This window comes from Streptomyces sp. NPDC056480 (genome assembly GCF_042795405.1).
Lineage (GTDB): Bacteria > Actinomycetota > Actinomycetes > Streptomycetales > Streptomycetaceae > Streptomyces.
In genome coordinates, this window is the sequence record NZ_JBHTSA010000113.1 from 1 (window position 1) to 24750 (window position 24750).

Here is a 24750-nt window from a genome sequence, read left to right on the forward strand (position 1 = left end):
CGGGGGCACCGGGCCTCGGTGATCAGCTACGAGCTAGGACACGCGTCAGTGCGAGTGACCGTGGCCGTGGCCGTGGTCCGCCGGCTCCTCTTCCTTCTTCTCCACCACGAGGGTCTCGGTGGTGAGGAGGAGGGAGGCGATCGAGGCGGCGTTCTCCAGCGCGGAGCGCGTCACCTTCACCGGGTCGATGACGCCGGCCTTGACCAGGTCGCCGTACTCGCCGGTCGCGGCGTTGAAGCCCTGGCCCTTGTCGAGCTCCGCCACCTTCGAGGTGATGACGTAGCCCTCGAGGCCGGCGTTCTCGGCGATCCAGCGCAGCGGCTCGACGGCGGCGCGGCGGACGACCGCGACACCCGTGGCCTCGTCGCCGGTCTTGTCGAGGTTGCCCTCGAGGACCTTGACGGCGTGGACGAGCGCGGAGCCACCGCCGGAGACGATGCCCTCCTCGACCGCGGCGCGGGTCGCCGAGATGGCGTCCTCGAGGCGGTGCTTCTTCTCCTTGAGCTCCACCTCGGTGGCGGCGCCGACCTTGATGACGCAGACGCCGCCGGCGAGCTTCGCCAGGCGCTCCTGCAGCTTCTCGCGGTCCCAGTCCGAGTCCGTGGACTCGATCTCGGCCTTGATCTGGTTGACGCGGCCCTGCACCTCGGACGAGTCGCCGCCACCGTCGACGATCGTGGTGTCGTCCTTGGTGATGGTGACGCGGCGGGCGGTGCCGAGCACGTCCAGACCGGCCTGGTCGAGCTTGAGGCCGACCTCCTCGGCGATGACGGTCGCACCGGTGAGGGTGGCGATGTCGCCGAGCATGGCCTTGCGGCGGTCACCGAAGCCGGGGGCCTTGACGGCCACGGCGTTGAAGGTGCCACGGATCTTGTTCACGACCAGGGTCGACAGGGCCTCGCCCTCGACGTCCTCGGCGATGATCAGCAGCGGCTTGCCGGCGCCGGCCTGGATGACCTTCTCCAGGATGGGCAGCAGGTCCTGGATCGAGGAGATCTTGCCCTGGTTGATCAGGATGTACGGGTCGTCGAGGACGGCCTCCATGCGCTCCTGGTCGGTCACCATGTACGGGGACAGGTAGCCCTTGTCGAAGGCCATGCCCTCGGTGAAGTCGAGCTCCAGGCCGAAGGTGTTGGACTCCTCGACGGTGATGACACCGTCCTTGCCGACCTTGTCCATCGCCTCGGCGATGAGCTCGCCGACCTGCTGGTCCTGCGCGGAGAGCGCGGCGACGGCGGCGATGTCGGACTTGTCCTCGATCGGGCGCGCGGTGGCGAGCAGCTCCTCGGAGACGGCCTTGACGGCGGCGTCGATGCCCTTCTTCAGGGCGGCCGGGGAGGCACCCGCGGCGACGTTGCGCAGACCCTCGCGGACCAGGGCCTGGGCGAGCACGGTGGCGGTGGTGGTGCCGTCACCCGCGATGTCGTTGGTCTTGGTCGCCACCTCCTTCACCAGCTGGGCGCCGAGGTTCTCGTACGGGTCCTCGATCTCGACCTCGCGGGCGATCGTGACACCGTCGTTGGTGATGGTGGGGGCGCCGAACTTCTTGTCGATGACGACGTTGCGGCCCTTGGGGCCGATCGTCACCTTCACCGTGTCGGCAAGCTTGTTGACGCCGCGCTCAAGGGCGCGACGGGCGTCCTCGTCGAACTTCAGGATCTTCGCCATGGGAGCGGTTCAGCCCTCTCGGAAATGGGGTGGAACGAACCGCGCCCCCGGACGCCCGGTGCGGGGTCAAGGGGCGCAGCTCAAAGCATCTGCTTCAGATACTTCGGTGAATTACTTCTCGACGATCGCGAGCACGTCGCGAGCCGAGAGGACGAGGTACTCCTCGCCGTTGTACTTCACCTCGGTGCCGCCGTACTTGCTGTACAGCACGATGTCGCCGGTCTTGACGTCGAGCGGCAGACGCTCGCCGTTCTCGAAGCGGCCCGGGCCCACGGCCAGGACGACGCCCTCCTGGGGCTTCTCCTTGGCAGTGTCCGGGATGACCAGGCCAGAGGCGGTGGTCTGCTCGGCGTCGAGCGGCTGGACCACAATGCGGTCCTCGAGCGGCTTGATGGCAACCTTGGAGCTGGTGGTCGTCACGATCCGACCTCCCCCTTCGGAGATCTCGGGGTCAACTGTCTGAGGTGGCGACCAGGTGGATCCGTCGTCGCGGGTGCCGGACCTGCCCGTCGCTCTGTTGGCACTCTCCAGTGGTGAGTGCCAGAGCCGAGACTATGACCGCGATTAGCACTCGGTCAAGCGGAGTGCCAATTCCTCACCCTCGGCGGTTCGCTTCCGGCCGCGGGGGCGCGCCGTCGGCCGCGGCGGCCGGCTCCGCCCCGCCGGTGCCGACGCGTTCCACCGCCTTCCGGCCGAGCCGCTCGATCGAGTCCACGGTCGAGGCGCAGCCGGTCAGTCCCAGCACGAGTACGGCGGCCAGGAGGGGCAGCGCCCGCCGTCCGCTCACACGTAGTCCTCGAGCTTCGCGACCGCGTACCCCTTGGCCGTGATCACGTTCATCACCCGGCGGACCATGTCGGCCATGCTGCCCTTCCAGTCCTCCTTGCCCCGGAAGTGGGTGAGGACGATGTCGCCGGGGTGCAGGTCCCGGTCCCACTCGCGCCACTCCATGTGGTCGGGGAATGCCTCCGCGGCCCACAGCGGGACGGCCTTGACGCCGCAGGTCTTGGCGGCCCGCAGGGTGTCCTCGTTGTAGTTGCCGTACGGCGGGCGGAACAGCGGGGGCCGGGTGCCGAATCGCTTCTCGATGACGTCCTGCATCCCGCAGATCTCGCGCTTCTGCTGCTTGTACGAGAGTCCGGGCAGGTAGCGGTGGTTGAGGGTGTGGTTGTGCAGGGACACCCCCGACTCCTGCGACTTCTGCATCCGGGCGAAGTAGCCGTAGTCGTCCTTGACGACGTAGTCGCTGAGGAAGGCGCTGTAGGGGATCTTCAGCTCCTTCATCATCCGCAGCAGCTCGGGGTCCTTCTCCGAGCCGTCGTCGATCGTCAGGAAGACGATCTTCTGCTTGGTCGGGACGGTGGTGAAGACGGGCGGCAGGTCTTCCCCGTCGGTCTCGAAGCCCTTGCGGGTGGTGATCTTCGGCTTGACGGCGGGCGGGGCCGGGGCTTCGAGCGGGGGCTTGGCGAGGCCCCACTTCTTGGCGGCGAGCACACGGGCGGCGCGCTGCTTGTGGACCCTCTCGACGTACGCGTTGAGCGCGCCGGCCGCGCCCTGCTCCTGGGCCCGCGCCTGCTGCCCGGCGGCGGGGGCGGGCGCGCCGCGGTCCGGCTCGGCGCTTTCGGAGCAGCCGGTGGCGGCGGAGGCGAGGGCGGCGACGACGAGCACCGCCCCGAGCACCCGGGAGGAACCGTGCACACCTTTTGCCATCGTTTATTCCTTTTGTCGTACGAGTCGTATGGCGCCGCATCCTGTCAGCGCGGAAGCCCCTTCACGGGTACGACACCGCCGTACGTGCCCTCGGTCCCCCGGCCGGCCCACAGCATCACAGGGCCCACAATGGGACGGGTGACCGACCTCGCCGCCTTCGCCCCGCTGCTCACCCCCGAGGGGCAGACGCTCCTCACGGTCCTCCGCGACCACGACCCCGCCCAGGAACTGGCGGTCGTCTCCCGGCTGCGCCGCGACCACCCCGCCGAGCTGGTGACGGCGGCCGTCGGGCAGGCGCGGCTGCGGCAGCGGGCGGTGGCGAAGTTCGGCGCGGAGGACGCGTACCGGATGTACTTCACGCCGAACGGCGTCGAGCAGTCGACGCGCGCCTCGGTCGGCACCTACCGGGCCGGCCGGATGAAGGCGCTCGGGGTCCGCAGCGTGGCGGACCTCTGCTCCGGGATCGGCGGCGACGCGATCGCGCTCGCCCGCGCCGGGATCTCGGTCCTCGCCGTGGACCGCGACCCGCTGACGGCGGAGGTCGCCCGCGCCAACGCCGAGGCGCTCGGCCTCACGGAGCTCATCGAGGTGCGCTGCGCGGACGTCACCGAGATCGACACCGCCCCGTACGACGCGGTCTTCGTCGACCCGGCGCGGCGCGGCGGCCGGGGCCGGATCTTCGACCCCGAGGCGTACTCCCCGCCGCTCTCCTGGGCGGTCGAGGCGGCCCGCAAGGCCCCGCACGCGGCGCTCAAGGTGGCCCCGGGCATCCCGCACGAGGCGGTCCCGGCGGAGGCCGAGGCCGAATGGATCTCGGACGGCGGGGACGTCAAGGAGGCCGTCCTCTGGTTCGGCACGGAACCGGGCGCCCGCCGCGCCACCCTGCTCCCCTCGGGCGCCGGCCTGGTCGGCCGGGGCCTCCCCGACCCGGCGGTCCGCCCGGTCGGCCGCTACCTCTACGAGCCGGACGGCGCGGTCATCCGCGCGCATCTCGTCGCCGAGGTGGCGGAGGAGCTGGCCGGCGGCCTGATCGACGAGACGATCGCGTACGTCACGGCGGACGGGCTGGTCCCGACCCCGTACGCCGCCGCGTACGAGATCACCGACGAACTCCCCTTCAACCTGAAGAAGTTGAAGGCCCTGCTGCGGGAGCGCGAGGTCGGCACCCTGACGGTGAAGAAGCGCGGCTCGGCCGTCGAACCCGAGGAGATCCGCCGGAAGGTGAAGCCGAAGGGGCCGAACGCGGCGACGGTCCTGCTCACCCGCGTCGCGGGAGCCCCGACGATGCTGATCGGCCGCCCGGCGGGCGGCGGCCGCTGACCCCCACCGATCAGGACGCGACGCGCGGCGGCCGGCTCATACCGCTGCGCGGCGCGGCGGCCGAGGCGGCCGGCTCAGGACGCCGCCGACGGCCCGCGGCCCGTCAGCCGCACCGCGAAGCGGTAGTGCCCTATGGCCTTCACCAGACCCGTCAGGCCGGTGACCCAGAGGATCAGGGCGACGCCCATGCCGTAGGCGACCAGGCCGTAGCCGTCGTTGCGGCTGACGCCCATCGGGACCGCGAAGCCCATCCAGAGGCCGAAGCCGCACATCGCGAAGGACAGCAGCAGCCAGCAGGCGCTCAGGACGGGGGCGCGCAGCCGGGCGTCCGTCGGGCCGTGCCGGTCCAGCTCCGCCCACTGCACGAGGCGCTCGCGGACCGTCCGGTCGAGCCGCAGGCTGCGGATCGTCAGCCACACGGCCGGGACGAGGACCCCGATGCCGAAGAGCGACGTGGCGAGCCCGGTGATCAGCATCAGCACGTCGGGGACGGGCTGTCCCATCGAGGTGAGCAGGACGCCGACCAGCCCCCAGCCCAGCTGGAGCAGGAGGAACCAGAGCAGGAACATCGCGAGCCGCGCGCCCCCGAGCAGCCGCCTGCCGAGCTCGTCCAGGGCCCGCGCCCGGTCGGCGAGCCGCGCGTCGCGGTCGGGCCAGTTCCGGATCTCGGCGGGCGGGGGCGGCGGGGGCAACGGGTTACGCGGGGACATGCCAAGCACCCTAAGGGCGCGTCACGGCACGTCCAACTCCCGCACCTTCCCCCGCAACAGCGCCCGTTCGCTCTCGTTGCGGGTGAGGTCCGCCGCCCGCTCGAACTCCGCCCGCGCCTCCTCCGCCCGCCCGAGGCGGGCCAGCAGGTCGCCGCGGACGCTCGGCAGCAAGTGGTAGCGGGCCAGGTCCGGTTCGGCGGCGAGGGCGTCGACGATCGGCAGGGCCGCCGCGGGGCCCTCGGCCATCGACACGGCGACCGCGCGGTTCAGCTCGACGACCGGCGAGGGGGCGAGGGCGCCCAGCTTCCCGTACAGCGCGGCGATGGTCGCCCAGTCCGTCTCCTCGTACGAGGCGGCCCGCGCGTGGAGGGCGGCGATCGCGGCCTGGAGGGCGTACGGGCCGTACGAGCGCCCGTCCCCGGCGCGTTCGAGCGCGGCGTATCCGCGCCGGATGAGGAGCCGGTTCCAGCGCCGCCGGTCCTGCGCGGCGAGCAGCACCGGCCGCCCGTCCGGTCCGGTCCTGGCCGCCGTCCGGGAGGCCTGGAGCTCCAACAGGGCGACGAGCCCCTGCGCTTCGCCCTCCTGCGGGACGAGCGCGGCGAGGACGCGGGCGAGCCGCAGCGCGTCCTCGCAGAGGCCCGGCCGCAGCAGGTCGTCGCCCGCGGTCGCCGCGTACCCCTCGTTGAAGATCAGGTAGACGACCTCGAGGACGGAGCCGAGCCGGGCGGCCCGGTCCTGCCCGTACGGCACCTCGAACTCCACGCCCGCCTTCGCGAGCGCCCGCTTGGCCCGGGTGATCCGGGCCGCGACGGTCGCCTCCGGCACGAGGAAGGCGCGGGCGATCTCGTCCGTCCGGAGCCCGCCGACGAGCCGCAGGGTGAGGGCGGCGCGGGCCTCGGCGGAGAGCACGGGGTGGCAGGCGGTGAAGATCAGCCGCAGCACGTCGTCGTCGATGTCCCCGGGGCCCGAGGGCTCGGGATCGTACGACTCCTCCGTGAGCGTGCGGCCGACCTCCGCGAGCTTCCGCGCGTACGTCTCGCGCCGCCGCACCAGGTCGACGGCCCGGTGCTTGGCGGCGGCCGTCAGCCAGGCTCCCGGGCGCTCCGGGACGCCTGTCCGCGGCCACTGCTCGAGCGCGGCGACGAGCGCGTCCTGGGCGATCTCCTCGGCGATGCCGACGTCGCGGACGATCCGCGCCACCGTGGCGATGATCCGCGCCGACTCCATCCGGAAGACCGTCTCCAGCGTCTCCTCGACCGTCTGTGCCGTCACGCCTCACATGACAGCACAGGTACGGCTCCGGAAGCGGTCAGCCCTCCGGCATCTCCTCGACCTCGCGGACCTCGAGCCCGACCTTCCACTGGGGCGGGTGCACGGCGAGGAACCGCTTCCCCCACTCGACGGCCTCGGCCATGTCCTTGCACTGGAGCATCGCGTAGCCGCCGACGACCTCCTTGGTCTCGGTGAACGGTCCGTCGGTGAACGACAGCTTCCCGTCCGACCAGGTGATCCGGGTGGACTCGGAGGTCGGCCTGAGCCCGGCGGTGTCCACCATGGCCCCGGCCTTGGTGATCTCCTCGAAGAGCGCGCCCATCCGCTCCTCGAAGCCGGGGTCGGCGCTCTCCATGTCGATGGTGTTCTCCTCGATGCGGACGAGGGACAGGAAGCGGGGCATGACGACTCCTCGATGATGCGGTGGCGGGGCCGTTCCCCGCCTTCCACACATACGTCGAACGGGAGAGCACCGCATCGACGACTCGCGAGAAGTTTCTTCCGACGTCATCGGCTCAGACGTAGTCCTCCAGTCGCGCCACCGTGAAGCCCTGCTCCTGGATGCGGCGGAGCATCGTCGCCGTCATCTCGGTCATCGTCCGGCCCTTGAGCTCGGAGGGGCCCCGGAAGTGGGCCAGGATGATGTCGCCGGGGTGCAGCTTCTTGTCGGCGCGCTGGTACTGCATGTTCTTGATCTGCATGGACTCGCGCCACAGCACGATCGCGTCGACACCGCACGTGCCCGCCGCCGCGCGCGTGGCCTCGTTCCAGTTGCCGTAGGGCGGGCGGAAGAGGCGCGGGGTCGTGCCGTACCGCTGCGCGAGCTTCGTCTGCTGGCCGCATATCTCCCGGCGCTGGGCGTCCTGGGACAGGGTGCGCAGGTCGGGGTGGGTGAGGGTGTGGTTGGCGAGTCCGTGGCCCTGGGCGACGAGCGGGGTGAAGTACCCGTAGTCGGCGCGGACGGCCGAGTCCGTGAGGAACATCGTGACCGGGATCCTGAGGTCCTTCATCATTCTGACGAACGCGGGGTCCTTCTCCGCGCCGTCGTCGATCGTGATGAAGACGATCTTCTCGGTGGTCGGTATCTCGCTGATGACGGGGACCGGGTCGCCCGGCCCGCGCGTCACCGGCTTGACCGCCGGCGGGGCGGGCGGGGCCGGGAGGGGCTTGAGGCCCCAGCGGCGGTACGCGGCGGCGGCCGCGGCCTCGGGTGCCTCGGGTGCCTGCTGCCCGGCGGACGGTTCGGCCGCGGGTGCGTCCGTCTTCACCGGGGCGGCGGCGGGTGCGGGCCGTTCCGCCCCGCAGCCGGTCACCAGGAGAGCGGCGGCGGTCAGCGCCGCCCACAGCGCGATCGTCTTCTTCACGCGCTGTGGGATGCCGGATTCGATCGAAAGGTTGCTCTACTTTCGGTCGCGTGTCGCCCGTCCGGCTATTCGACCGACTCGAAGCGCCAGCGGTGGACCGGACGGGTGATCAGCTCCGCGTCCGGCTCCGGCAGCTCGGGCAGCTCGGCGTCGAAGCTCTCCGCCTCCCACCAGGTGAGGACGAGGACCCGGTCCTGCGGGGCCCGGAAGACCTCCCGGCGGACCGGCTCACGGGCGAGGACCCGCGCGCGGGCCCATTCCAGGAGCTCGGCTCCCCGGCCCTGCGCGGCCCGCGCCTCCCACATGAGGGTGAGCCTCATGAGTACAGGTTCTCCTTGCTGACCTCGTGCACGTGATCGTGGTCGTGGGAGTGGCCGTGCGCGTGGGCGCCCGGCACGTGCGGGTCCGTCACCGGAAGGGACGAGTCCGCCGACAGTTCCAGGTCGGAGGCGGGCCGGTTGCGGGCCACCATCTCGGAGCCGAGGGCCGCGACCATCGCGCCGTTGTCGGTGCACAGTCCGGGCCGTGGCACCCGCAGCCGGATACCGGCCCGCTCGCAGCGCTCCTGGGCGAGCGCCCGGAGCCGCGAGTTGGCGGCGACGCCGCCGCCGATCATCAGGTGGTCGACGCCCTCGTCCTTGCAGGCCCGGACGGCCTTGCGGGTGAGGACGTCCACGACCGCCTCCTGGAAGGACGCGGCGACGTCCCGCACGGGCACGTCCTCGCCGGCCGCCCGCTTGGCCTCGATCCAGCGGGCCACGGCGGTCTTGAGGCCGGAGAAGGAGAAGTCGTACGCGGGGTCCCGCGAGCCGCTCAGACCGCGCGGGAACGCGATGGCGGCCGGGTCGCCCTCCCTGGCGAGCCGGTCGATGACCGGTCCGCCGGGGAAGCCGAGGTCGAGGACCCGGGCGATCTTGTCGAAGGCCTCGCCCGCCGCGTCGTCGATGGTGGCGCCCAGCGGCCGCACGTCGGAGGTGATGTCGGAGGAGAGCAGCAGCGAGGAGTGGCCGCCGGAGACGAGCAGCGCCATCGTCGGCTCGGGCAGCTTGCCGTGCTCCAGCTGGTCGACGCAGATGTGCGAGGCGAGGTGGTTGACGCCGTAGAGCGGCTTGCCGAGGGCGTACGCGTAGGCCTTGGCCGCCGAGACGCCGACGAGCAGCGCGCCCGCGAGGCCGGGGCCGGCCGTGACGGCGATGCCGTCGAGGTCCTTCGCGGAGATCCCGGCCGTCTTGAGGGCGCGCTCGATCGTCGGGACCATCGCCTCCAGGTGGGCGCGGGAGGCGATCTCGGGCACGACGCCGCCGAAGCGGGCATGGGTGTCGACGCTGGACGCGACGGCGTCCGCGAGGAGCGTGGTCCCGTGGACGATGCCGACGCCGGTCTCGTCGCAGGAGGTCTCGATGCCGAGTACGAGCGGTTCGTCAGCAGCCATCAGAATCAGTCTCAGTTCCTTGAACGGTCAGTCGCATCACGAGCGCGTCCACGTTTCCGGGCTGGTAGTAGCCGCGCCGGAAACCGATGGGCTCGAAGCCGAAGCGCTCGTAGAGCTTCTGGGCCCGGGTGTTGTCCACGCGCACTTCGAGGAGCACCTCTTCGCACTCGAAGGCGGTGGCGTGGTGGAGCAGGTCGGTGAGGAGCCGGGCGCCGAGCCCCGTACCCCACTGGTCGCGGGCGACGGCGATCGTCTGCACGTCGCCGAGTCCGCCGGCCGCGGCGAGCCCCGCGTACCCGACGAGTCTGCCCTCGGAGGTCTCCGCCACCAGGTAGCGGCGGGTGGCCCGCGGCCCGCGCGCGTGCGCGAGCTCCGACCAGAACATCCCCGCCGACCAGGCGTCCTCGGGGAACAGCTCGTCCTCGAGGGCCAGCACCGGTGCGATGTCCCACCAGCGCATCTCGCGCAGTTCCAGGGCGCCGGTCACTTGGGGGTGACCACCTTGTAGTTCTTCGGCACCTGCGCGTCGGGCCGGCGCAGATACATCGGCAGCGGGTCGAGGAAGCCGCCCCCGCCGGCCGCGAGCCGCTCCGCCGCGAGCGCGGCGAGCGCGGCCGCCGACTGGTGCTCGGGGTCGCGGGCGTCGGGGAAGGCCTCGGGGTAGAGGCGGGCGCCCGCGCCGACGACGGGGAGTCCGGCGAGCCGCTCGGCGATCTCGGCGGGCCGGTCGACGGCCGCGTCGGTCACGCGCGTACGGGAGTCGTCGTACCGCGCCCAGTAGACCTCCTTGCGGCGCGCGTCCGTGGCGACGGCGAAGGGCTCGTCGATCCCGGAGGCGTACGCGAGGCCGTCGAGGGTGCACAGGCCGTGCACCGGGACGCCGAGCGCGGAGGAGAAGGCCGCGGCCGTGACGAGACCGACCCGGAGGCCGGTGTACGGCCCGGGGCCGACGCCGACGACGATCCCGGTGACCGCGTCGAGCTTCAGTCCGGCCTCGTTGAGGACCCGGTCGACGGCGGGCAGCAGCAGCTCCCCGTGGCGGCGGGCGTCGACCTGACCCGACGAGGCGACGACGGCCTCGCCGTCGTGGAGGGCGACGGTGACGGCGGGGGTGGCGGTATCCATGGCGAGCAACAGCACGCGAACAGCCTACGGCTCCCGGGCACGGTGCCCCGCCCCTCGCTCCCCCGGCTGCTACCGTCACCCTTCGATACATTCGTACGAGAGGTGGGCACGGTGGCACGGAGCAGCTCGGGATTCGTGGCCGGGCTCACGGCGGCGGCCGTCGCCGCGGTCTGTTTCCTGGCGTACCAGGCCTCGGCGAACGCTCCCTCCGATCTGGCGGCCAAGCCCCGGACCCCCGGCACCTCCGTCCCGTCGATCTCGCCGAGCGGCGGGCCGAAGCAGCCCCCGAAGGACCCCCTGGCCGTGCCCGCGGCCTCCGGCAGCGGCGAGCGCGTGGTGTATTCCCTCGCCGACCGCCGGGTGTGGCTGGTCAACGCGAAGGGCAAGGCCACCCGGACGTTCACGGTGATGCCGAGCACGGTGGACCCGGCGCCGGGCGCGTACAGCGTGACCTCCCGCTCGGGCTCGGTCCGCGGCTCGGACGGCGTGCAGATCGAGCACGTGGTGCGGTTCGCCACGGCCCAGGACGTGGCGATCGGCTTCAGCGCGGCGGTCGACGGCTCGACGCCGAGCCCGGACCCGGCGAGGAAGACCGGCGGCATCCGCATGAAGCGGGCCGACGGGGACGCGCTGTGGACGTTCGCGGTGATCGGCGCGAAGGTCGTCGTCGTCGCGTAGGCGCAGGCGTCGACGCGCAGGCGTCGACGCGCAGGCGTCGTCGTGCAGGCGTCGTCGTGCAGGCGTCGTCGCGCAGGCGTCGTCGCGCAGGCACGGAGGGCGGGCCGCTCCGGACCCGCCCCAGGGCTACGCGGCTCTGCCGCGGACGACCCGCACGATCCGCTCGACCTGCCCGGCCCTCGCCCCGCGCTCCTCGTCCGCCCGGTCGGGGCGCCCGCCCGGCGGGGTCGACACGGCGCGGGCGGCCGCGCAGGATGCCAGCAGCTCACTCATCGAGACGTGGTCCCGGACGGGTTCCGCGCGCTTCGGCGTCGCCATGCATGCCTCCCGTAGGTTAGGTTCACCTAACCAGCTTGTGCATCCATGTGACCACGGCACGTGGGAACGACGCAACACCTTCCCGACACGTTGTCGGAAACTACGTACGACCGTGGGGCAGCCCGTACGGCCGGTCAGAGCACTCCCAGGTCCTCCTCGGCCCAGCGCGGACCGATCCCGCGCAGCACGACCGTGCGCCGGTCGTCGTCGGTGTCGCCGGCCACCCGGTGGATCAGCAGGTGCAGCCGGTCGTCCGTCAGCTCCTCGACCTTCCCGTCACCCCATTCGACGACCACGACCGACTCGGGCAGCGAGACGTCGAGGTCCAGGTCCTCCATCTCGTCGAGTCCGCCGCCGAGGCGGTACGCGTCCACGTGCACCAGCGCGGGGCCGCCGACCAGGGACGGATGGACGCGGGCGATGACGAAGGTCGGGGACGTGACGGCGCCCCGCACGCCGAGGCCCTCGCCGAGGCCACGGGTGAGGGTCGTCTTCCCGGCGCCCAGTTCACCGGTGAGCATGACGAGGTCGCCGGGACGGAGGATCTTCGCGAGACGGCGGCCGAGCTCCTGCATCTGCTGGGGGGAGTCGATGGCGAGAGTGGCGCCGGAGACGGGCGGGTGCGCTGCTTCCATACCCGCCAACTTAACCGTTGCGGGTCTCCGGCCTCACCGTGACGGTCGCCGCCGCGGTCTCCGGGACGGCTCCCACCCGGACGAGCAGGTCGGCGAGCCGGTCGGTGACCGCCTCCGGGTGCTCCAGCATCACCAGGTGGCCGCCGTCCGGCACGATGACGAGCTCCGCCTCCGGGAGGACATCGGCGATGGCCTCGGTGTGGGAGCTGGGGGTGACCAGGTCGTGGTCGCCGGCGAGCGCGAGCACCGGAAGGTCGCGGAGGACGGGCAGCGCGGCGGCCTTGTCGTGCTCGGCGAAGGCCGGGTAGAAGGCGGCGACGACGTCGATGGGGGTGGACTCGATCATCCGCTCGGCGAAGCGGGCGACGGCCGGGTCGACGTCCCTCGAGGCGAACGAGTACTTCTTGATGAGCCCGGCGAACAGGTCCGCGGTCGCCCGACGGCCCCGCTCGACCAGCTCCGCCTGGGAGCCGAGCGCGCGCAGCACACCGGGCAGGACCCTCCTCACGGCGTTGACGCCGGCGATCGGGAGGCCGTACGAGACCTCCCCGAGCTTCCCGGCGGACGTGCCGACGAAGGCGACGCCGACGACCCGGTCGCGGACGAACTCCGGGTACCGGTCCGCGAGCGCCATGATCGTCATACCGCCCATCGAGTGCCCGACGAGGACGAGCGGACCCTCGGGCGCGGCGGCGTCGAGGACGGCCTTGAGGTCCCGGCCCAGCTGGTCGATGGTGACGGGCACGGCCTCGGCGCCGGACTGGGCGACGCCCTGCCCCGAGCGGCCGTGGCTGCGCTGGTCCCAGTGGACGGTGCGGACGAGACCGCGCAGCGCGGCCCGCTGGAAGTGCCAGGAGTCCTGGTTGAGGCAGTAGCCGTGGCTGAAGACGACGGTCACGGGGGCGGGCTCCTTGCGCCCGAAGAGCCGCCGCCGACGGGCGGGCGGGGTGTCCGGCGCCACCTCGTCGACCTCGTAGTACAGGACGGTCGAGTCGTCGGCGAGGGCCCGGCCCGGGGTCCCGCGCAGCCCGCCGTACGGGCCGGTGGAGTCCAGGGCGAGGCGCGCCTTCTGCCGTACGGACCTGCCGACGGTGAGCCGCTCGACGGCCACCCCGGCGGCCGCTCCCGCCGCGAGGACGCCTATCGCGGCGCCGGCGAATCCGGCGCGGCGCCACGTACCGGTGCTGCTGGACTCGCCCACGGGCCCCCCTTTACTCGCCCAGGTACACGCGCGGGACGCGCGCGCCGATCCGGGTGACGATCTCGTACGCGATGGTGTCGGCGGCCACCGCCCAGTCCTCGGCGGTCGGTTCGCCCCGGTCGCCGGGTCCGAACAGCACGGCCTCGGTGCCCGGCTCGGGGACGTCCCCGCCCAGGTCGACGACGAACTGGTCCATGGCGACGCGTCCGGCGACGGTACGGACGGTGCCGTCGACGAGGACGGGGCCGCGGCCGGAGGCGTGCCGGGGGACGCCGTCGGCGTAGCCGAGCGGCACGAGGCCGAGGGTCGTCTCGGCGTCGGTGACGTAGTGGTGGCCGTAACTGACGCCGTGGCCGGCCGGGACCCGCTTGACGAGGGCGACGCTCGCCTTGAGCGACATCACCGGCCGCAGCCCCAGCTCGGCGGAGGTGCCCAACTCCGGGCTCGGCGACACGCCGTACATGGCGATACCGGGACGGACCAGGTCGAAGTGGGCCTCGGGGAGGGTGAGGGTGGCCGGCGAGTTGGCGATGTGCCGGACCTCGGGCTCGACGCCGGCCTGCTCGGCGTGGTCGAGCATCGAGCGGAAGACGTCGAGCTGGGCGGCGATGGAGGGGTGGTGCGGCTCGTCGGCGCAGGCGAGGTGCGACCAGAGTCCGGTGACCTTGACGAGCCCGTCGGCCTCGGCCTTCAGGGCCGCTCCGACCAGCTCGGGCCAGTCGGCGGGCTGGCAGCCGTTGCGCCCGAGCCCGGTGTCGGCCTTGAGCTGGACGCGCGCGGTGCCGCCGGTCCTCCTGGCCGCCTCGACGACCTCCTCCAGGGCCCACATCCCGCTCACCGACATGTCGAGACCGGCCTCGATGCCCTGGTCCCAGGGGTCGCCCGGGGTCCAGAGCCAGCACATGACCGGCACGTCCGTGATCCCGGCGGCGCGCAGCGCGAGCGCCTCGTGCGGGGTGGCCGTGCCGAGCCAGTCGGCACCCGCGTCCAGGGCGGCGCGGGCACAGCGCAGCGCGCCGTGACCGTACGCGTCGGCCTTGACCACGGCCATGATCCGGACGTGGGGGGCGACACGGGCGCGCAGCGTGCGGACGTTCGCACGCAGCGCACCGAGGTCGATCTCGGCGCGGGCTCTGCGGGGCGGCGGTGTCTCAGTCATCGCGCCCAGTCTCTCAGGTGTCAGCTCCCGGGCCGCTTTCCCCAGATGTAGACCCGGTCACCCTTGCGCAGCACGTCCCAGAGTTTCTGGGCGTGGCGGTAGCTGAGATTGACGCAGCCGCGGCTGCCGGTGGGCGTGGCGAGCTGCCCGTAGACGGCGTGGAAGGCCTGACCGCCGCTGAAGAACTGGGAGTAGGGCATGGGGGTGTTGTAGATGGTGGACCAGTGGTCCTTGTGCCGCCAGTAGACGGAGTGCCATCCGGTCCGGGTGGCGTACCCCTTGCGTCCGCTGCGCATGGTGACGACGGGGAAGGTCACCTTCTTGTCCTTCCGCACCCACATGAGCTGCCGATCGAGGTCGACACAGGCCACGGCGTACTTCTTCACGGGACAGCGGCGCCCCGGATCCAGGTTCTTCCGGGCGGCGAGCAGCTCGGCCCTGGCCCAGGTGACGGGTCCGGCGTAGCCGTTGGCGGGCTTGATCCTCTCCCTGATCTGGAAGGCGCGGATGGCCCGGCAGTCGGCGGCGGACTGCTTCCCGTCGACCTTGAGCTTCAGCAGCCGCTCGACCCGCCGCTGATGGGTGCCGGTGGTGGCGGTGCAGGAGGCCGCCACGGCACTCCGGGGCATGTACTCGACCAGCTCGTCCGCTTCCTCCTCGGGCGTGGGCACGGGCACGTCGCCCTCGGGCCGCAGGGGCGGCAGCACCTGATCGGGCGTGTCCATCGGATACTCGGCCTGCCCGCCCCCGACCACGCCGGGCACGAGCCCGTCCCCCGGCTCGGGAACGTCGGCGGCGGCCCCGCCTCCGGCCAGGGGCACGAGCAGGACCCCGAGAAGAACGAACAACGACACGGCACGACTTCTGGATCTGATCACCCACCCATCCCATCCCCGACGGCCCGGGCGAGCGCGCCGGGAGAGGCGGCCGGCGGAGCGTGTTCAGCCGACCGGGGGTGGGGTGAGGGGGAATCCGTGCTCCCCTGCGGCCCCGGGGCCACCTCCCGCCACGGCACCTCCTACGGCCCCGCGGCATCTTCCCACCACGGCACCTCCTACTGCCCCGCGGCCACCTCCCGCCACGGCATCTCCTACAGCCCGTCCGTCACATCCCGCCACGCGCCTCCCAGTGCCCCCGCCACCTCCCCCGCCGTCACCGGCCCGCCTCCCGACGCCCGCCGCGCCGCGAGACCGTGCAGGTACGCCGCGCACGACGCCGCGTCCACCGGGCGCAGCCCCGCCGCCAGCAGCGAGCCCGCGAGGCCCGACAGGACATCCCCGCTTCCCGCCGTCGCCAGCCACCCGGTCCCCGTCGGGTTCACCCGCACCGCGCCACCCGCAGCCGCACCCGCCGTCCCCGGTCCCGCCCCCGTTCCCGCCCCCGTCCCCGGTCCGCACACCAGCGTCGTCGACCCCTTGAGCAGCACCGTCGCCCCGAACCGCGCCGCCAGCTCCCGTACCGCCGCGAGCCGCCCCGCCTCCACGTCCTCCCGGGTCGTGCCGAGCAGCGCCGCCGCCTCCCCCGCGTGCGGGGTGAGCACGGTCGGCGCGCTGCGGGCCCGTACGAGCGAAGGGTCGAGCCCCCGCAGCCCGTCGGCGTCCACGAGCACCGGCACGTCCGATGCGAGGACCTCCGCGACGCCCGGCTCGTCGCCGAGCCCCGGCCCGACCACCCATGCCTGCACCCGCCCCGCGCGGTCCGGCGGCCCCGGGTGGACCAGGGTCTCCGGGTGCGCCGCGATCACCGCGTCCGCCGCCGGCCCGACGTACCGCACGGCCCCCGCACCGCCCCGCAGGGCCCCTTCGACGGCGAGCACGGCCGCTCCCGGATAGCGCGCGGACCCGGCGACGACGCCGAGCACCCCGCGCCGGTACTTGTCGCTCTCGGCGCCCGGCACGGGCAACAGCCGCGCCACGTCCTGGTGCTGGAGCGCCTCCAGGTCGGCCACGCCCGGCAGTTCGGCGCCGAGCCCGATGTCGACGAGCCGCAGCGCGCCCGCGTAGGACCGCGCCGGGTCGACGAGCAGGCCCGGCTTGTACGTCCCGAAGGTCACCGTCACGTCCGCCCGCAGCGCCTCCCCCGCCACCTCCCCCGTGTCCGCGTCGACGCCGCTCGGCAGGTCGACGGCGACGACGACCGCGTCGGAGCCGCGCGCGGCGCGGGCGACGGGCACGGCGTCGGGCCGGAGCCCGCCCCGTCCGCCGATGCCGGTGATGCCGTCGAGGACGAGATCGGCGGCGGCGAGCGGTTCGAACGGGTCGTCGTGGGCGCTGTCCACGACCCGGCCCCCCGCCGCCCGCAACGCGGCGAGCCCGCCCTCGTGCGCGCGGTCGCCGAGGAGGACGGCGGTGACTCCGGCGCCGCGCCGGGCGAGCCGCGCGCCGGCGTAGAGGGCGTCGCCGCCGTTGTCGCCGCTGCCGACGAGGAGGACGGCTCTCGCCCCGTACACGCGCCCCTTCCCGAGGAGCGAGCAGCAGGCGGCGGCGAGTCCGGCGGCGGCGCGTTGCATGAGCGCGCCTTCGGGGAGTCGGGCCATGAGGGCGGCTTCGGCGGCCCGTACGGTCTCCACGCGGTAAGCGGTACGCATGGTCGCAGTCTGCCGCAGCCCCCGGGCGCCCGCCCGCCGCCGCCACACCTCCCGCTCCCAAGCCCCGGCCCGGAGGCGCGGGTTGACGCCCCCTCACCGATCAACTTAGGTTTGCCTTACCTAAGTAGCCGGTACCTGTCGGTACCCGTCTCCCGGAAGGCCAGCTTCGCCATGCGCACCGTCACCCGCTCCGCCCTCACCCTCGCCTCCGCCGCCGTCCTCACCCTCGGCCTCGCCTCCACCGCCTCCGCCGCCACCACGAACCGCACCGTCACCGACGGCACCCGCACCTACAACCTCTCCCTCACCGCCCCGAACACCGCCTCCGCCGCCGGCGCCAACGTCACCGTGACCGGCGCCGGATACAACCCCGACCAGGGTGTCTACGTGGGCCTCTGCGCGATACCCGCGGGGGTGAACACCTCCGACCCCGGCACCTGGAACAGCAAGCCCACCCCCTGCCTCGGCGGCCAGGACGAGACCGGCACGACCGGCGCCTCCCACTGGGTGAACAGCGACTGGTACTGGATGTCCCCGTCCAACTCCTCCCCGTTCACGGAGTCCGGCGGCCTCGGCTCCTTCTCCGTCCAGATCCACGTCAAGGCGAAGATCTCCGACACGGTCACCTGCGGCCAGTCGGGTGTGACCTGCGCGATCGTCACCCGAGCCGACCACTTCGACAGCTCCGACCGGAAGTACGACGTGTACGTGCCGGTGACCTTCCAGTGAGATCCGTCCTCCTGGCGACGGCCGCCGTGCTCGCCCTCGCGGGCACGGCGGCGGTCGCGCCGGCCGCCACCACGGCAGCGACCCCGGCCCCGCTCCACGAGAACCTCCGCACCCTCGCCCCGCCCCTGGGCGCGGCCCTGGACGCCGAGGTCGACCCGGCCGCCGACCGCCTGTACGTCAGCAGCAGCGACGGCACCGCCCACCGCCTCACGGTGTACGACACGGCCACCGGCGCACCCGTCGGCGACCCGGTCGAACTCCCCGCACCGGCCACGGTGCTGGCCCTCGGCGCCTCCGGCACCCTCTACCTCGGCCTGTCGACCCGTATCGCCGTCTACGACACCGCGACCCGCGCCGTCACCGACGGCCGGCTGCCCGTCGAGGGCAGCGTCACCCTCCTCGCCGCCGACCCGGGACAGGGCCGGCTGTACGTCGGCAACCAGGCCGCGAAGTCCGTGACCGTCTACGACACCGGGACCGGCACGGTCGTCGGTACGCCCGTCGTCCTGCCCTTCCACCCGGCCGGACTCGCCGTGGACACCACGAGCCACACGGGTTACGCGACCTACGTCGGCGGTGCCGTCGAGAACGGCTCCGTCGTCTACCGGAACATCCTCAACGCCGTCGACGGCACCACCGGCCGCCTCACCGGCACCGTCAGCCTCGGGACCACCGCCCTGGGCAGCATGGGCGTCACCGTCGACCCGGCCGGCCGCACGGGATACGTGGCCAACCTGGCCGCCGGTACGGTCTCGGTCGTCGACCTCGCCGCACTCGAGGTCACTGGCACCCTCACCGTCGACGGCAACCCGAAGGCCCTCGCGTACGACCCGGGGACGACGACCCTGTACGCGGCCCGCACCGGCGCCTCGTCCGTCGCGGTCGTCGACCCGAGGACGGGCACGGTGACCGAGACGATCACGACGGGCGAACGCCCGGCGGCCCTGGCCCTGGACCCCGCGGAGCACACGCTCTACACGGTGGCCGGCGGAGCGGTGACCCAGACGGTACGCAAGACCCCTGCGCCCACGGGACCGACACCGACCCGGGAGCCGACGGACCCGACGCCGACCTCCACGGACCCGACGCCGACCACGACCGGCCCGACCCCGACCACGACCGCACCCACGAACACGACCACGGCCGAGCCCCCGACCGCGGAACCGACGGACCCTCCCCCGACGGACCCGAGCCCGACCGGCGCCTCACCGACGGCGACCGCCCCGACCCCCGAACCGACACCTACGGACCCGACCTCCCCGGACGGCACCACGGGACACACCACCGGCGGCGGCACCGCAAGCGACGCCGGCGGCACCACCGGAGGCACCCGCCCCGGCGCCCCCGACGGAACGAGCCCCGCCGGCGGCCTCGCCGCCACCGGCGGCAGCGCCCTCCCCGTCGCCCTCACCGCGGCGAGCCTCGCCGCCCTCGGCGGCGCGGCACTCGCCCTGACCCGGCGACGCCGAGCGGCGGAGGAAGACACCGGGAGCACCACCCCCTAGACGCGCGCGGCACTCACACCCGACGCCGGCCCTGGCAGCCGCGCGCACACGGCCAGGGGCCCGACCGTCCTCCGACGGCCGGGCCCCTGGTCCGTACATCCCACGCCTACGCCTCGGCGATCACCACGGCGGACGCGACCCCCGCGTCATGGCTCAGCGACACATGCCAGTGCTTCACGCCCAGCTCGGCCGCCCGCGCCGCCACCGTCCCGCTCACCCGCAGCCGTGGCTGCCCGGTGTCCTCGACGTACACCTCGGCGTCCGTCCAGTGCAGCCCGCCCGGCGCGCCGAGCGCCTTCGCGAGGGCCTCCTTCGCGGCGAACCGCACCGCGAGGGAGGCGGGCCCACGCCGCTCGCCGCTGGGAAGCAGCAGTTCGCTCTCGACGAAGAGGCGCTGGAGCAGCCCCGGTGTCCGCTCGATCGACGCGGCGAACCGGTCGATCTCGGCCACGTCGATCCCCACCCCGATGATCATCTGCTCACCTTCACACGCACGCACTCACTCCACGGTCACGGACTTGGCCAGATTGCGCGGCTGGTCGACCTCGTTGCCCCGCGCGGTGGCGAGCTCGCAGGCGAAGACCTGGAGCGGCACCGTGGAGACCAGCGGCTGGAGCAGCGTAGGCGTGGCCGGGATGCGGACGAGGTGGTCGGCGTACGGGACGACGGCCTCGTCGCCCTCCTCGGCGATCACGATGGTGCGGGCGCCGCGGGCGCGGATCTCCTGGATGTTCGAGACGATCTTGTCGTGGAGGACGGAGCGGCCCTTGGGCGAGGGCACGACCACCACGACCGGCAGGTCCTCCTCGATGAGCGCGATCGGCCCGTGCTTGAGCTCTCCGGCGGCGAAGCCCTCGGCGTGCATGTACGCCAGTTCCTTGAGCTTCAGGGCGCCTTCGAGGGCGACGGGATAGCCGACGTGCCGGCCGAGGAAGAGGACGGTGTCCTTGTGCGCGAGGGAGCGGGCGAGGGCCCGGACGGGCTCCATGGTCTCCAGGACCCGCTCGACCTCGTCGCCGATCCGGGCCAGCTCGCGGACGACGGCGTGGATCTCGTCGCCCCACTTGGTGCCGCGCACCTGACCGAGGTAGAGCGCGAGGAGGTAGCAGGCGACGAGCTGGGTGAGGAAGGCCTTGGTGGAGGCGACGGCGACCTCGGGCCCTGCGTGCGTATAGAGCACGGCATCGGATTCCCTCGGAATCGTCGACCCGTTCGTGTTGCACACGGCGAGCACCTTCGCGCCCTGCTCCCGCGCGTGCCGCAGTGCCATCAGCGTGTCCATCGTCTCGCCCGACTGGGAGATCGCGATCACGAGGGTGCGCTGGCCGAGGATCGGGTCGCGGTAGCGGAACTCGCTGGCGAGCTCGACCTCGCACGGGATGCGGGTCCAGTGCTCGATGGCGTACTTGGCGATGAGACCGGCGTGGAACGCGGTGCCGCACGCGATGATGACGATCTTGTCGGCCTCGCGGAGCACGGCGTCGGGGATGCGCACCTCGTCGAGGGTGAGCCGGCCGGAGCCGTCGATCCGGCCGAGGAGGGTGTCGGCGACCGCCTTGGGCTGCTCGGCGATCTCCTTGAGCATGAAGTAGTCGTAGCCGCCCTTCTCGGCGGCGGAGGCGTCCCAGTCCACGTGGAAGGCACGGACGTCGGCGGGCGCCCCGTCGAAGTCGGTGACGGTGACGCCGTCCCTGGTCAGCTCGACGACCTGGTCCTGGCCGAGTTCGATGGCCGACCGGGTGTGGGCGATGAACGCGGACACGTCGGAGGCGAGGAAGTTCTCGCCCTCGCCGACACCGACGACGAGCGGCGAGTTCCGGCGGGCGCCGACGACCACGTCCGGCTGGTCGGCGTGCACGGCGACCAGGGTGAAGGCCCCGTCGAGCCGCCGGCACACCAGCCGCATGGCCTCCGCGAGGTCCCCCGCGGAGGAGAACTCCTCGGCGATGAGGTGGGCCACGACCTCGGTGTCCGTCTCGGACAGCAGGTCGTGGCCGCGCTCGGCGAGCTCCTCCCGGAGCGGGGCGAAGTTCTCGATGATGCCGTTGTGGACGACGGCGACGCGCCCGGCGTTGTCCAGATGCGGGTGCGCGTTGGCGTCGGTCGGCCCGCCGTGGGTGGCCCAGCGGGTGTGTCCGATGCCCACGGACCCGCCGACGAGCGGCCGGTCCACGAGCTCCTTCTCCAGGTTGACGAGCTTGCCCGCCTTCTTGGCCGCGGCGAGCCCTCCGTCGGAGAGCACCGCGACACCGGCCGAGTCGTAGCCCCGGTATTCGAGCCTCTTGAGGCCCGCGACCACCACATCAAGCGCCGACTGCCCGCCGACGTATCCCACGATTCCGCACATGACGGCAGCCTACGGCGGAAGGCGCCCGAAGGGCCGGAGTCAGGACAGCTTGGCGGCCTGCGCGTCGATGACGGCCTGCGGCAGCGTCTTGACCCCGCCGGGGACGAGGCTGATCGTCGAGAACGACGCGAGCGTGTTGCCCTGACGGAAGACGACGAGCTTGCTGACGAACGGCTCGCCCTCCATGTCGGAGGTGACGGTGAAGGCGACGGCCTCCTCACCGGCGGTGACGCTCTCCGGGGCGACCTTGGCGACCTTCGTCTTCTCCTTGAGGTGGACGACGTGGAAGCCGCCGGCGCACTCCGCACCGGCCTTCTTCACCGAGGCGAAGGCCTCCTGCGCGCCCTGCCCCTCGTACGAACCGAGCGTGACCGCCGTGACCTGGGCACCCAGCCCGCCGAGGATCGCCTCCTCGGGCGAGGCCGACGCGTCCTTCTTCGGCTCTTCGAGGACCTTGCGCTCCGCCGACGCGGCGGGCGAGCCGGGCGAGATGAAGGACATGGCGTGGGCGATCGGCGCACAGGCGGCCTTGTCGGCGGTGACCGAGGCCGCCGGGACGACGTCCCCGGTCTCGGTCTTCTGCACCTGGTAGCCCTTGAGGTCGGCCCGCTCGACGATCGCCTTCTCCAGCTCGGCGTCGGACAGCGTCCTGGCGGCGGGCGCGCTCGTGGCGGAGGCGCTGGGCGCACCGGTGCCACCGGCCTTGTCACCCTTGTCGTCGCTCTTCTCCCCGCCACCGCAGGCGGTGACGAGCAGGGCGAGGGAGACGGCGGTGGCCGCGACGGCGGCACTTCGAATGGACGTACGCATCTGAGGCGGCTCTCTGCTTCTCTTCGTGTTCACAAGCCGCCCGACAGGGCGGCTTCCCCCCGCGTGAAGTCGTGAGGCATCGGATCCAGGAGCCCACGCGGCATCAAAGGATCACCCTAGGTCCACGGTCGGACAACGCGATTTCCGCGTGACCCACCCCACCCCCCACACCCCCCGCCGACCCGCGACAATGGCGGGGTGATCACTTCGCCGCCACGAAGCGCCAACGGCACGACGCCCTACGTCGACCTCACCCGCGCCGAGTGGAGCGCCCTGCGCGACAAGACCCCGCTCCCCCTCACCGCCGAGGAGGTCGAGCGGCTCCGCGGTTTCGGGGACGTCATCGACCTCGACGAGGTCCGGGACATCTACCTCCCGCTGTCCCGGCTGCTCAATCTGTACGTGCAGGCCACCAGCGGACTGCGGGGCGCCCTCAACACCTTCCTCGGCGAGAGCGCCGAGCAGCGCGGCACCCCCTTCGTCATAGGAGTCGCCGGTTCGGTCGCCGTCGGGAAGTCGACGGTCTCCCGTCTCCTCCAGGCCCTCCTCGCCCGCTGGCCGGAGCACCCGCGCGTGGAGCTGGTCACCACGGACGCCTTCCTCTACCCGATGGAGGAGCTGAAGGCCCGCGGCCTCATGTCCCGCAAGGGCTTCCCCGAGTCGTACGACCGCCGGGCCCTGACGCGGTTCGTCGCCGACATCAAGGCGGGCAAGGACGAGGTCACGGCCCCGGTCTACTCGCACCTCATCTACGACCGCGTCCCCGGCGAGCGCCTCGTCGTCCGCCGCCCGGACATCCTCATCGTCGAGGGCCTCAACGTCCTCCAGCCGGCCCTGCCCGGCAAGGACGGCCGCACCCGCGTCGGCCTCGCCGACTACTTCGACTTCTCGGTGTACGTGGACGCGCGCCCGGAGGACATCGAGCGCTGGTACCTCAACCGCTTCCGCAAGCTGCGCGACACCGCCTTCCAGGACCCCGACTCCTACTTCCAGCGCTACACCCAGGTCTCCGAGGACGAGGCCCTCGACTACGCGCGCACCATGTGGCGGACCATCAACAAGGTGAACCTCCTGGAGAACGTCGCCCCGACCCGCGGCCGGGCGACTCTCGTCGTCCGCAAGGGCCCCGACCACAAGGTGCAGAGGCTGAGTCTCCGTAAGCTCTGAGGATGCTGCATCTCCGGATGATCGTGCCGCCCGACCGCACCCGGGCCGCCGTCGAGGTGATCGAGTCCACGGTCGGCACCACACACCTGGTGGTACTGCCCGGAGCGGCCCGGGAGCCCTCCGGCGACGTGGTGATGTGCGACGTCGCCCGTGAGGCGGGCGACGAACTCCTCAAGGGACTGCGCGGGCTGAGGATCGATCAGGACGGCTCCATCGCGGTCGAGAACATCGACTTCTCCCTCTCCGCGCGTGCGGACACCGCCGAGAAGGAGGCTCCGGGCGAGCCGGCGGACGCGGTGCTGTGGGAGCAGCTGGAAGGGGCTACGCACGAGGAGTCGACGCTCTCGATCACGTACAGCGCGTTCATGATCCTGGCGACGATGATCGCGGCCTGCGGTGTCGTCCTGGACAACTCGATCCTGATCGTGGGCGCCATGGCGGTCGGACCGGAGTTCGGCCCGCTCGCGGGAGTCTGCACGGCCGTGGTGCGCCGCGAGCCGAGGCTGGCGGCACGCTCGCTGATCGCGCTGATCGTCGGCTTCGCGGCGGCGATCGCGGCGACGACGGTGTTCAGTCTGGGAATGGACGCACTCGACCTGTTCAGCGAGAGCCGGCTCGACGGTGACCGCCCCAACACCAGCTTCATCTGGCAGCCGGACCCGTTCTCGTTCGTCGTGGCCCTGCTCGCGGGTGTGGCGGGCATGCTCTCCCTGACCTCGGCCAAGTCCGGGGCCCTGGTGGGCGTGGCGATCTCGGTGACGACGGTCCCGGCGGGCGCGAACGCGGCGGTCGCCCTCAGCTACGGCGACTTCGGCCAGATGTGGGGCTCGATCGAGCAGCTGATGCTGAACCTGTTCGGCATCATGCTGGCCGGGGTGCTGACCCTGTACGGGCAGAAGCTCCTCTGGCACACCCAGCGCGGCCACTGGCGCCGCCCGCCCGGGGCCCGGAAGGGCAGCTGAAAGGGCAGCCGAAGGGGCAACTGAAAGGGCCCCGCCCGCACCCGATACGGG

27 protein-coding genes are annotated in these 24750 nt (G+C 72.7%); 6 read left to right on the forward strand and 21 right to left on the reverse strand.

Annotated elements, in window-relative coordinates:
- Positions 1-45: 45 nt before the first annotated feature.
- The 4 genes from groL to ACFQ79_RS32930 form a co-directional block, all read right to left on the reverse strand.
- Positions 46-1668, reverse strand: coding sequence for a chaperonin GroEL (gene groL / locus ACFQ79_RS32915; RefSeq protein WP_383590240.1), 1623 nt, complete (start codon positions 1666-1668; stop codon positions 46-48).
- A 111-nt stretch (positions 1669-1779) separates the two neighbouring features.
- Complete coding sequence (groES, locus tag ACFQ79_RS32920) at positions 1780-2088, reverse strand: co-chaperone GroES (protein ID WP_017239619.1); 309 nt, start codon at positions 2086-2088, stop codon at positions 1780-1782.
- A gap of 175 nt (positions 2089-2263) precedes the next feature.
- Positions 2264-2455, reverse strand: a complete 192-nt coding sequence (locus ACFQ79_RS32925) for a hypothetical protein (RefSeq protein WP_383590242.1) — start codon at positions 2453-2455, stop codon at positions 2264-2266.
- Positions 2452-3378 (reverse strand): polysaccharide deacetylase family protein, encoded by a 927-nt coding sequence (locus ACFQ79_RS32930; protein WP_383590244.1) that lies wholly within the window; start codon positions 3376-3378, stop codon positions 2452-2454. The genes ACFQ79_RS32925 and ACFQ79_RS32930 overlap by 4 nt, the downstream gene beginning before the upstream one ends.
- 129 nt (positions 3379-3507) lie before the next feature.
- On the opposite strand from ACFQ79_RS32930, the gene ACFQ79_RS32935 reads away from it, so the two are divergent.
- Positions 3508-4698: a methyltransferase domain-containing protein gene (locus ACFQ79_RS32935; RefSeq protein WP_383590246.1), complete on the forward strand. Its 1191-nt coding sequence runs from the start codon at positions 3508-3510 to the stop codon at positions 4696-4698.
- A 74-nt stretch (positions 4699-4772) separates the two neighbouring features.
- On the opposite strand, the gene ACFQ79_RS32940 is transcribed toward ACFQ79_RS32935, so the two are convergent.
- From ACFQ79_RS32940 to tsaB, 8 genes are all read right to left on the reverse strand, one after another.
- Complete coding sequence (locus ACFQ79_RS32940) at positions 4773-5408, reverse strand: hypothetical protein (RefSeq protein ID WP_383590248.1); 636 nt, start codon at positions 5406-5408, stop codon at positions 4773-4775.
- 21 nt (positions 5409-5429) lie between these two features.
- Positions 5430-6635: an RNA polymerase sigma factor gene (locus ACFQ79_RS32945; RefSeq protein WP_383590282.1), complete on the reverse strand. Its 1206-nt coding sequence runs from the start codon at positions 6633-6635 to the stop codon at positions 5430-5432.
- Positions 6636-6717: 82 nt separating this feature from the next.
- Positions 6718-7083 carry a YciI family protein gene (locus ACFQ79_RS32950; protein WP_187623382.1) on the reverse strand — a complete coding sequence of 122 codons (366 nt, stop codon included), beginning with the start codon at positions 7081-7083 and terminating at the stop codon, positions 6718-6720.
- A gap of 112 nt (positions 7084-7195) precedes the next feature.
- The gene (locus tag ACFQ79_RS32955) at positions 7196-8044 is read right to left on the reverse strand and encodes a polysaccharide deacetylase family protein (protein ID WP_383590250.1); all 849 of its coding nucleotides are present in this window, start codon (positions 8042-8044) and stop codon (positions 7196-7198) included.
- Between the two features lie 65 nt (positions 8045-8109).
- On the reverse strand, positions 8110-8364 hold the full coding sequence (locus ACFQ79_RS32960; RefSeq protein ID WP_383590252.1) for a hypothetical protein: 255 nt from the start codon (positions 8362-8364) through the stop codon (positions 8110-8112).
- A complete protein-coding gene (tsaD, locus tag ACFQ79_RS32965) occupies positions 8361-9476 on the reverse strand; it encodes a tRNA (adenosine(37)-N6)-threonylcarbamoyltransferase complex transferase subunit TsaD (RefSeq protein ID WP_383590253.1) in 1116 nt (371 codons plus the stop codon). Before tsaD ends, ACFQ79_RS32960 begins: the two co-directional genes overlap by 4 nt.
- On the reverse strand, positions 9466-9963 hold the full coding sequence (rimI, locus tag ACFQ79_RS32970; RefSeq protein WP_383590255.1) for a ribosomal protein S18-alanine N-acetyltransferase: 498 nt from the start codon (positions 9961-9963) through the stop codon (positions 9466-9468). The genes tsaD and rimI overlap by 11 nt, the downstream gene beginning before the upstream one ends.
- Positions 9960-10616, reverse strand: a complete 657-nt coding sequence (gene tsaB, locus ACFQ79_RS32975) for a tRNA (adenosine(37)-N6)-threonylcarbamoyltransferase complex dimerization subunit type 1 TsaB (RefSeq protein WP_383590257.1) — start codon at positions 10614-10616, stop codon at positions 9960-9962. Before tsaB ends, rimI begins: the two co-directional genes overlap by 4 nt.
- A 120-nt stretch (positions 10617-10736) precedes the next feature.
- On the opposite strand from tsaB, the gene ACFQ79_RS32980 reads away from it, so the two are divergent.
- A complete protein-coding gene (locus ACFQ79_RS32980) occupies positions 10737-11279 on the forward strand; it encodes a hypothetical protein (protein ID WP_383590284.1) in 543 nt (180 codons plus the stop codon).
- A gap of 126 nt (positions 11280-11405) precedes the next feature.
- Here ACFQ79_RS32980 and ACFQ79_RS32985 read toward each other — a convergent pair whose 3' ends face one another.
- From ACFQ79_RS32985 to ACFQ79_RS33010, 6 genes are all read right to left on the reverse strand, one after another.
- A complete protein-coding gene (locus ACFQ79_RS32985) occupies positions 11406-11597 on the reverse strand; it encodes a hypothetical protein (RefSeq protein ID WP_383590259.1) in 192 nt (63 codons plus the stop codon).
- Positions 11598-11731: 134 nt separating this feature from the next.
- On the reverse strand, positions 11732-12232 hold the full coding sequence (gene tsaE, locus ACFQ79_RS32990) for a tRNA (adenosine(37)-N6)-threonylcarbamoyltransferase complex ATPase subunit type 1 TsaE (RefSeq protein WP_383590260.1): 501 nt from the start codon (positions 12230-12232) through the stop codon (positions 11732-11734).
- Between the two features lie 10 nt (positions 12233-12242).
- Complete coding sequence (locus ACFQ79_RS32995; protein WP_383590262.1) at positions 12243-13433, reverse strand: alpha/beta fold hydrolase; 1191 nt, start codon at positions 13431-13433, stop codon at positions 12243-12245.
- A 10-nt stretch (positions 13434-13443) separates the two neighbouring features.
- Positions 13444-14592 (reverse strand): alanine racemase, encoded by a 1149-nt coding sequence (gene alr / locus ACFQ79_RS33000; RefSeq protein ID WP_383590264.1) that lies wholly within the window; start codon positions 14590-14592, stop codon positions 13444-13446.
- 20 nt (positions 14593-14612) lie between these two features.
- Positions 14613-15446 carry a L,D-transpeptidase family protein gene (locus ACFQ79_RS33005; RefSeq protein ID WP_383590266.1) on the reverse strand — a complete coding sequence of 278 codons (834 nt, stop codon included), beginning with the start codon at positions 15444-15446 and terminating at the stop codon, positions 14613-14615.
- Positions 15447-15682: 236 nt separating this feature from the next.
- Positions 15683-17179: an NAD(P)H-hydrate dehydratase gene (locus tag ACFQ79_RS33010; protein ID WP_383590268.1), complete on the reverse strand. Its 1497-nt coding sequence runs from the start codon at positions 17177-17179 to the stop codon at positions 15683-15685.
- Positions 17180-17350: 171 nt separating this feature from the next.
- Between ACFQ79_RS33010 and ACFQ79_RS33015 the strand changes: the two genes are divergently transcribed.
- Both ACFQ79_RS33015 and ACFQ79_RS33020 read left to right on the forward strand, forming a co-directional pair.
- Positions 17351-17908 (forward strand): hypothetical protein, encoded by a 558-nt coding sequence (locus tag ACFQ79_RS33015; protein ID WP_383590270.1) that lies wholly within the window; start codon positions 17351-17353, stop codon positions 17906-17908.
- Positions 17905-19413, forward strand: coding sequence for a YncE family protein (locus tag ACFQ79_RS33020; protein ID WP_383590272.1), 1509 nt, complete (start codon positions 17905-17907; stop codon positions 19411-19413). The genes ACFQ79_RS33015 and ACFQ79_RS33020 overlap by 4 nt, the downstream gene beginning before the upstream one ends.
- Before the next feature lie 106 nt (positions 19414-19519).
- Here the strand turns inward: ACFQ79_RS33020 and ACFQ79_RS33025 are convergent, their stop codons facing one another.
- Genes ACFQ79_RS33025 through ACFQ79_RS33035 form a run of 3 tightly spaced genes read right to left on the reverse strand, consistent with a single transcriptional unit; the run spans position 19520 to position 22570 of the window.
- A complete protein-coding gene (locus tag ACFQ79_RS33025) occupies positions 19520-19888 on the reverse strand; it encodes a holo-ACP synthase (RefSeq protein ID WP_383590274.1) in 369 nt (122 codons plus the stop codon).
- A 24-nt stretch (positions 19889-19912) separates the two neighbouring features.
- Complete coding sequence (glmS, locus tag ACFQ79_RS33030; RefSeq protein ID WP_383590276.1) at positions 19913-21760, reverse strand: glutamine--fructose-6-phosphate transaminase (isomerizing); 1848 nt, start codon at positions 21758-21760, stop codon at positions 19913-19915.
- 39 nt (positions 21761-21799) lie between these two features.
- Complete coding sequence (locus ACFQ79_RS33035) at positions 21800-22570, reverse strand: hypothetical protein (RefSeq protein WP_383590277.1); 771 nt, start codon at positions 22568-22570, stop codon at positions 21800-21802.
- A 198-nt stretch (positions 22571-22768) separates the two neighbouring features.
- Between ACFQ79_RS33035 and coaA the strand changes: the two genes are divergently transcribed.
- A complete protein-coding gene (gene coaA, locus ACFQ79_RS33040; protein ID WP_355966051.1) occupies positions 22769-23737 on the forward strand; it encodes a type I pantothenate kinase in 969 nt (322 codons plus the stop codon).
- Between the two features lie 2 nt (positions 23738-23739).
- Complete coding sequence (locus tag ACFQ79_RS33045; protein ID WP_383590280.1) at positions 23740-24699, forward strand: DUF389 domain-containing protein; 960 nt, start codon at positions 23740-23742, stop codon at positions 24697-24699.
- The last annotated feature ends 51 nt before the right edge of the window (positions 24700-24750 follow it).

Bases quoted from the DNA above. Each gene is read 5' to 3' on its own strand.
- ACFQ79_RS33010 (WP_383590268.1), bottom strand. From the start codon at position 17,179: ATGCGTACCGCTTACCGCGTGGAGACCGTACGGGCCGCCGAAGCCGCC.
- tsaD (WP_383590253.1), bottom strand. From the start codon at position 9,476: ATGGCTGCTGACGAACCGCTCGTACTCGGCATCGAGACCTCCTGCGAC.
- ACFQ79_RS32930 (WP_383590244.1), bottom strand. From the start codon at position 3,378: ATGGCAAAAGGTGTGCACGGTTCCTCCCGGGTGCTCGGGGCGGTGCTC.
- alr (WP_383590264.1), bottom strand. From the start codon at position 14,592: ATGACTGAGACACCGCCGCCCCGCAGAGCCCGCGCCGAGATCGACCTC.
- ACFQ79_RS33035 (WP_383590277.1), bottom strand. From the start codon at position 22,570: ATGCGTACGTCCATTCGAAGTGCCGCCGTCGCGGCCACCGCCGTCTCC.
- glmS (WP_383590276.1), bottom strand. From the start codon at position 21,760: ATGTGCGGAATCGTGGGATACGTCGGCGGGCAGTCGGCGCTTGATGTG.
- ACFQ79_RS33015 (WP_383590270.1), top strand. From the start codon at position 17,351: ATGCGCACCGTCACCCGCTCCGCCCTCACCCTCGCCTCCGCCGCCGTC.
- ACFQ79_RS32960 (WP_383590252.1), bottom strand. From the start codon at position 8,364: ATGAGGCTCACCCTCATGTGGGAGGCGCGGGCCGCGCAGGGCCGGGGA.
- groL (WP_383590240.1), bottom strand. From the start codon at position 1,668: ATGGCGAAGATCCTGAAGTTCGACGAGGACGCCCGTCGCGCCCTTGAG.
- ACFQ79_RS32940 (WP_383590248.1), bottom strand. From the start codon at position 5,408: ATGTCCCCGCGTAACCCGTTGCCCCCGCCGCCCCCGCCCGCCGAGATC.
- ACFQ79_RS32935 (WP_383590246.1), top strand. From the start codon at position 3,508: ATGGGACGGGTGACCGACCTCGCCGCCTTCGCCCCGCTGCTCACCCCC.
- ACFQ79_RS33025 (WP_383590274.1), bottom strand. From the start codon at position 19,888: ATGATCATCGGGGTGGGGATCGACGTGGCCGAGATCGACCGGTTCGCC.
- ACFQ79_RS32945 (WP_383590282.1), bottom strand. From the start codon at position 6,635: ATGGAGTCGGCGCGGATCATCGCCACGGTGGCGCGGATCGTCCGCGAC.
- ACFQ79_RS33045 (WP_383590280.1), top strand. From the start codon at position 23,740: ATGCTGCATCTCCGGATGATCGTGCCGCCCGACCGCACCCGGGCCGCC.
- ACFQ79_RS32950 (WP_187623382.1), bottom strand. From the start codon at position 7,083: ATGCCCCGCTTCCTGTCCCTCGTCCGCATCGAGGAGAACACCATCGAC.
- tsaE (WP_383590260.1), bottom strand. From the start codon at position 12,232: ATGGAAGCAGCGCACCCGCCCGTCTCCGGCGCCACTCTCGCCATCGAC.
- ACFQ79_RS32985 (WP_383590259.1), bottom strand. From the start codon at position 11,597: ATGGCGACGCCGAAGCGCGCGGAACCCGTCCGGGACCACGTCTCGATG.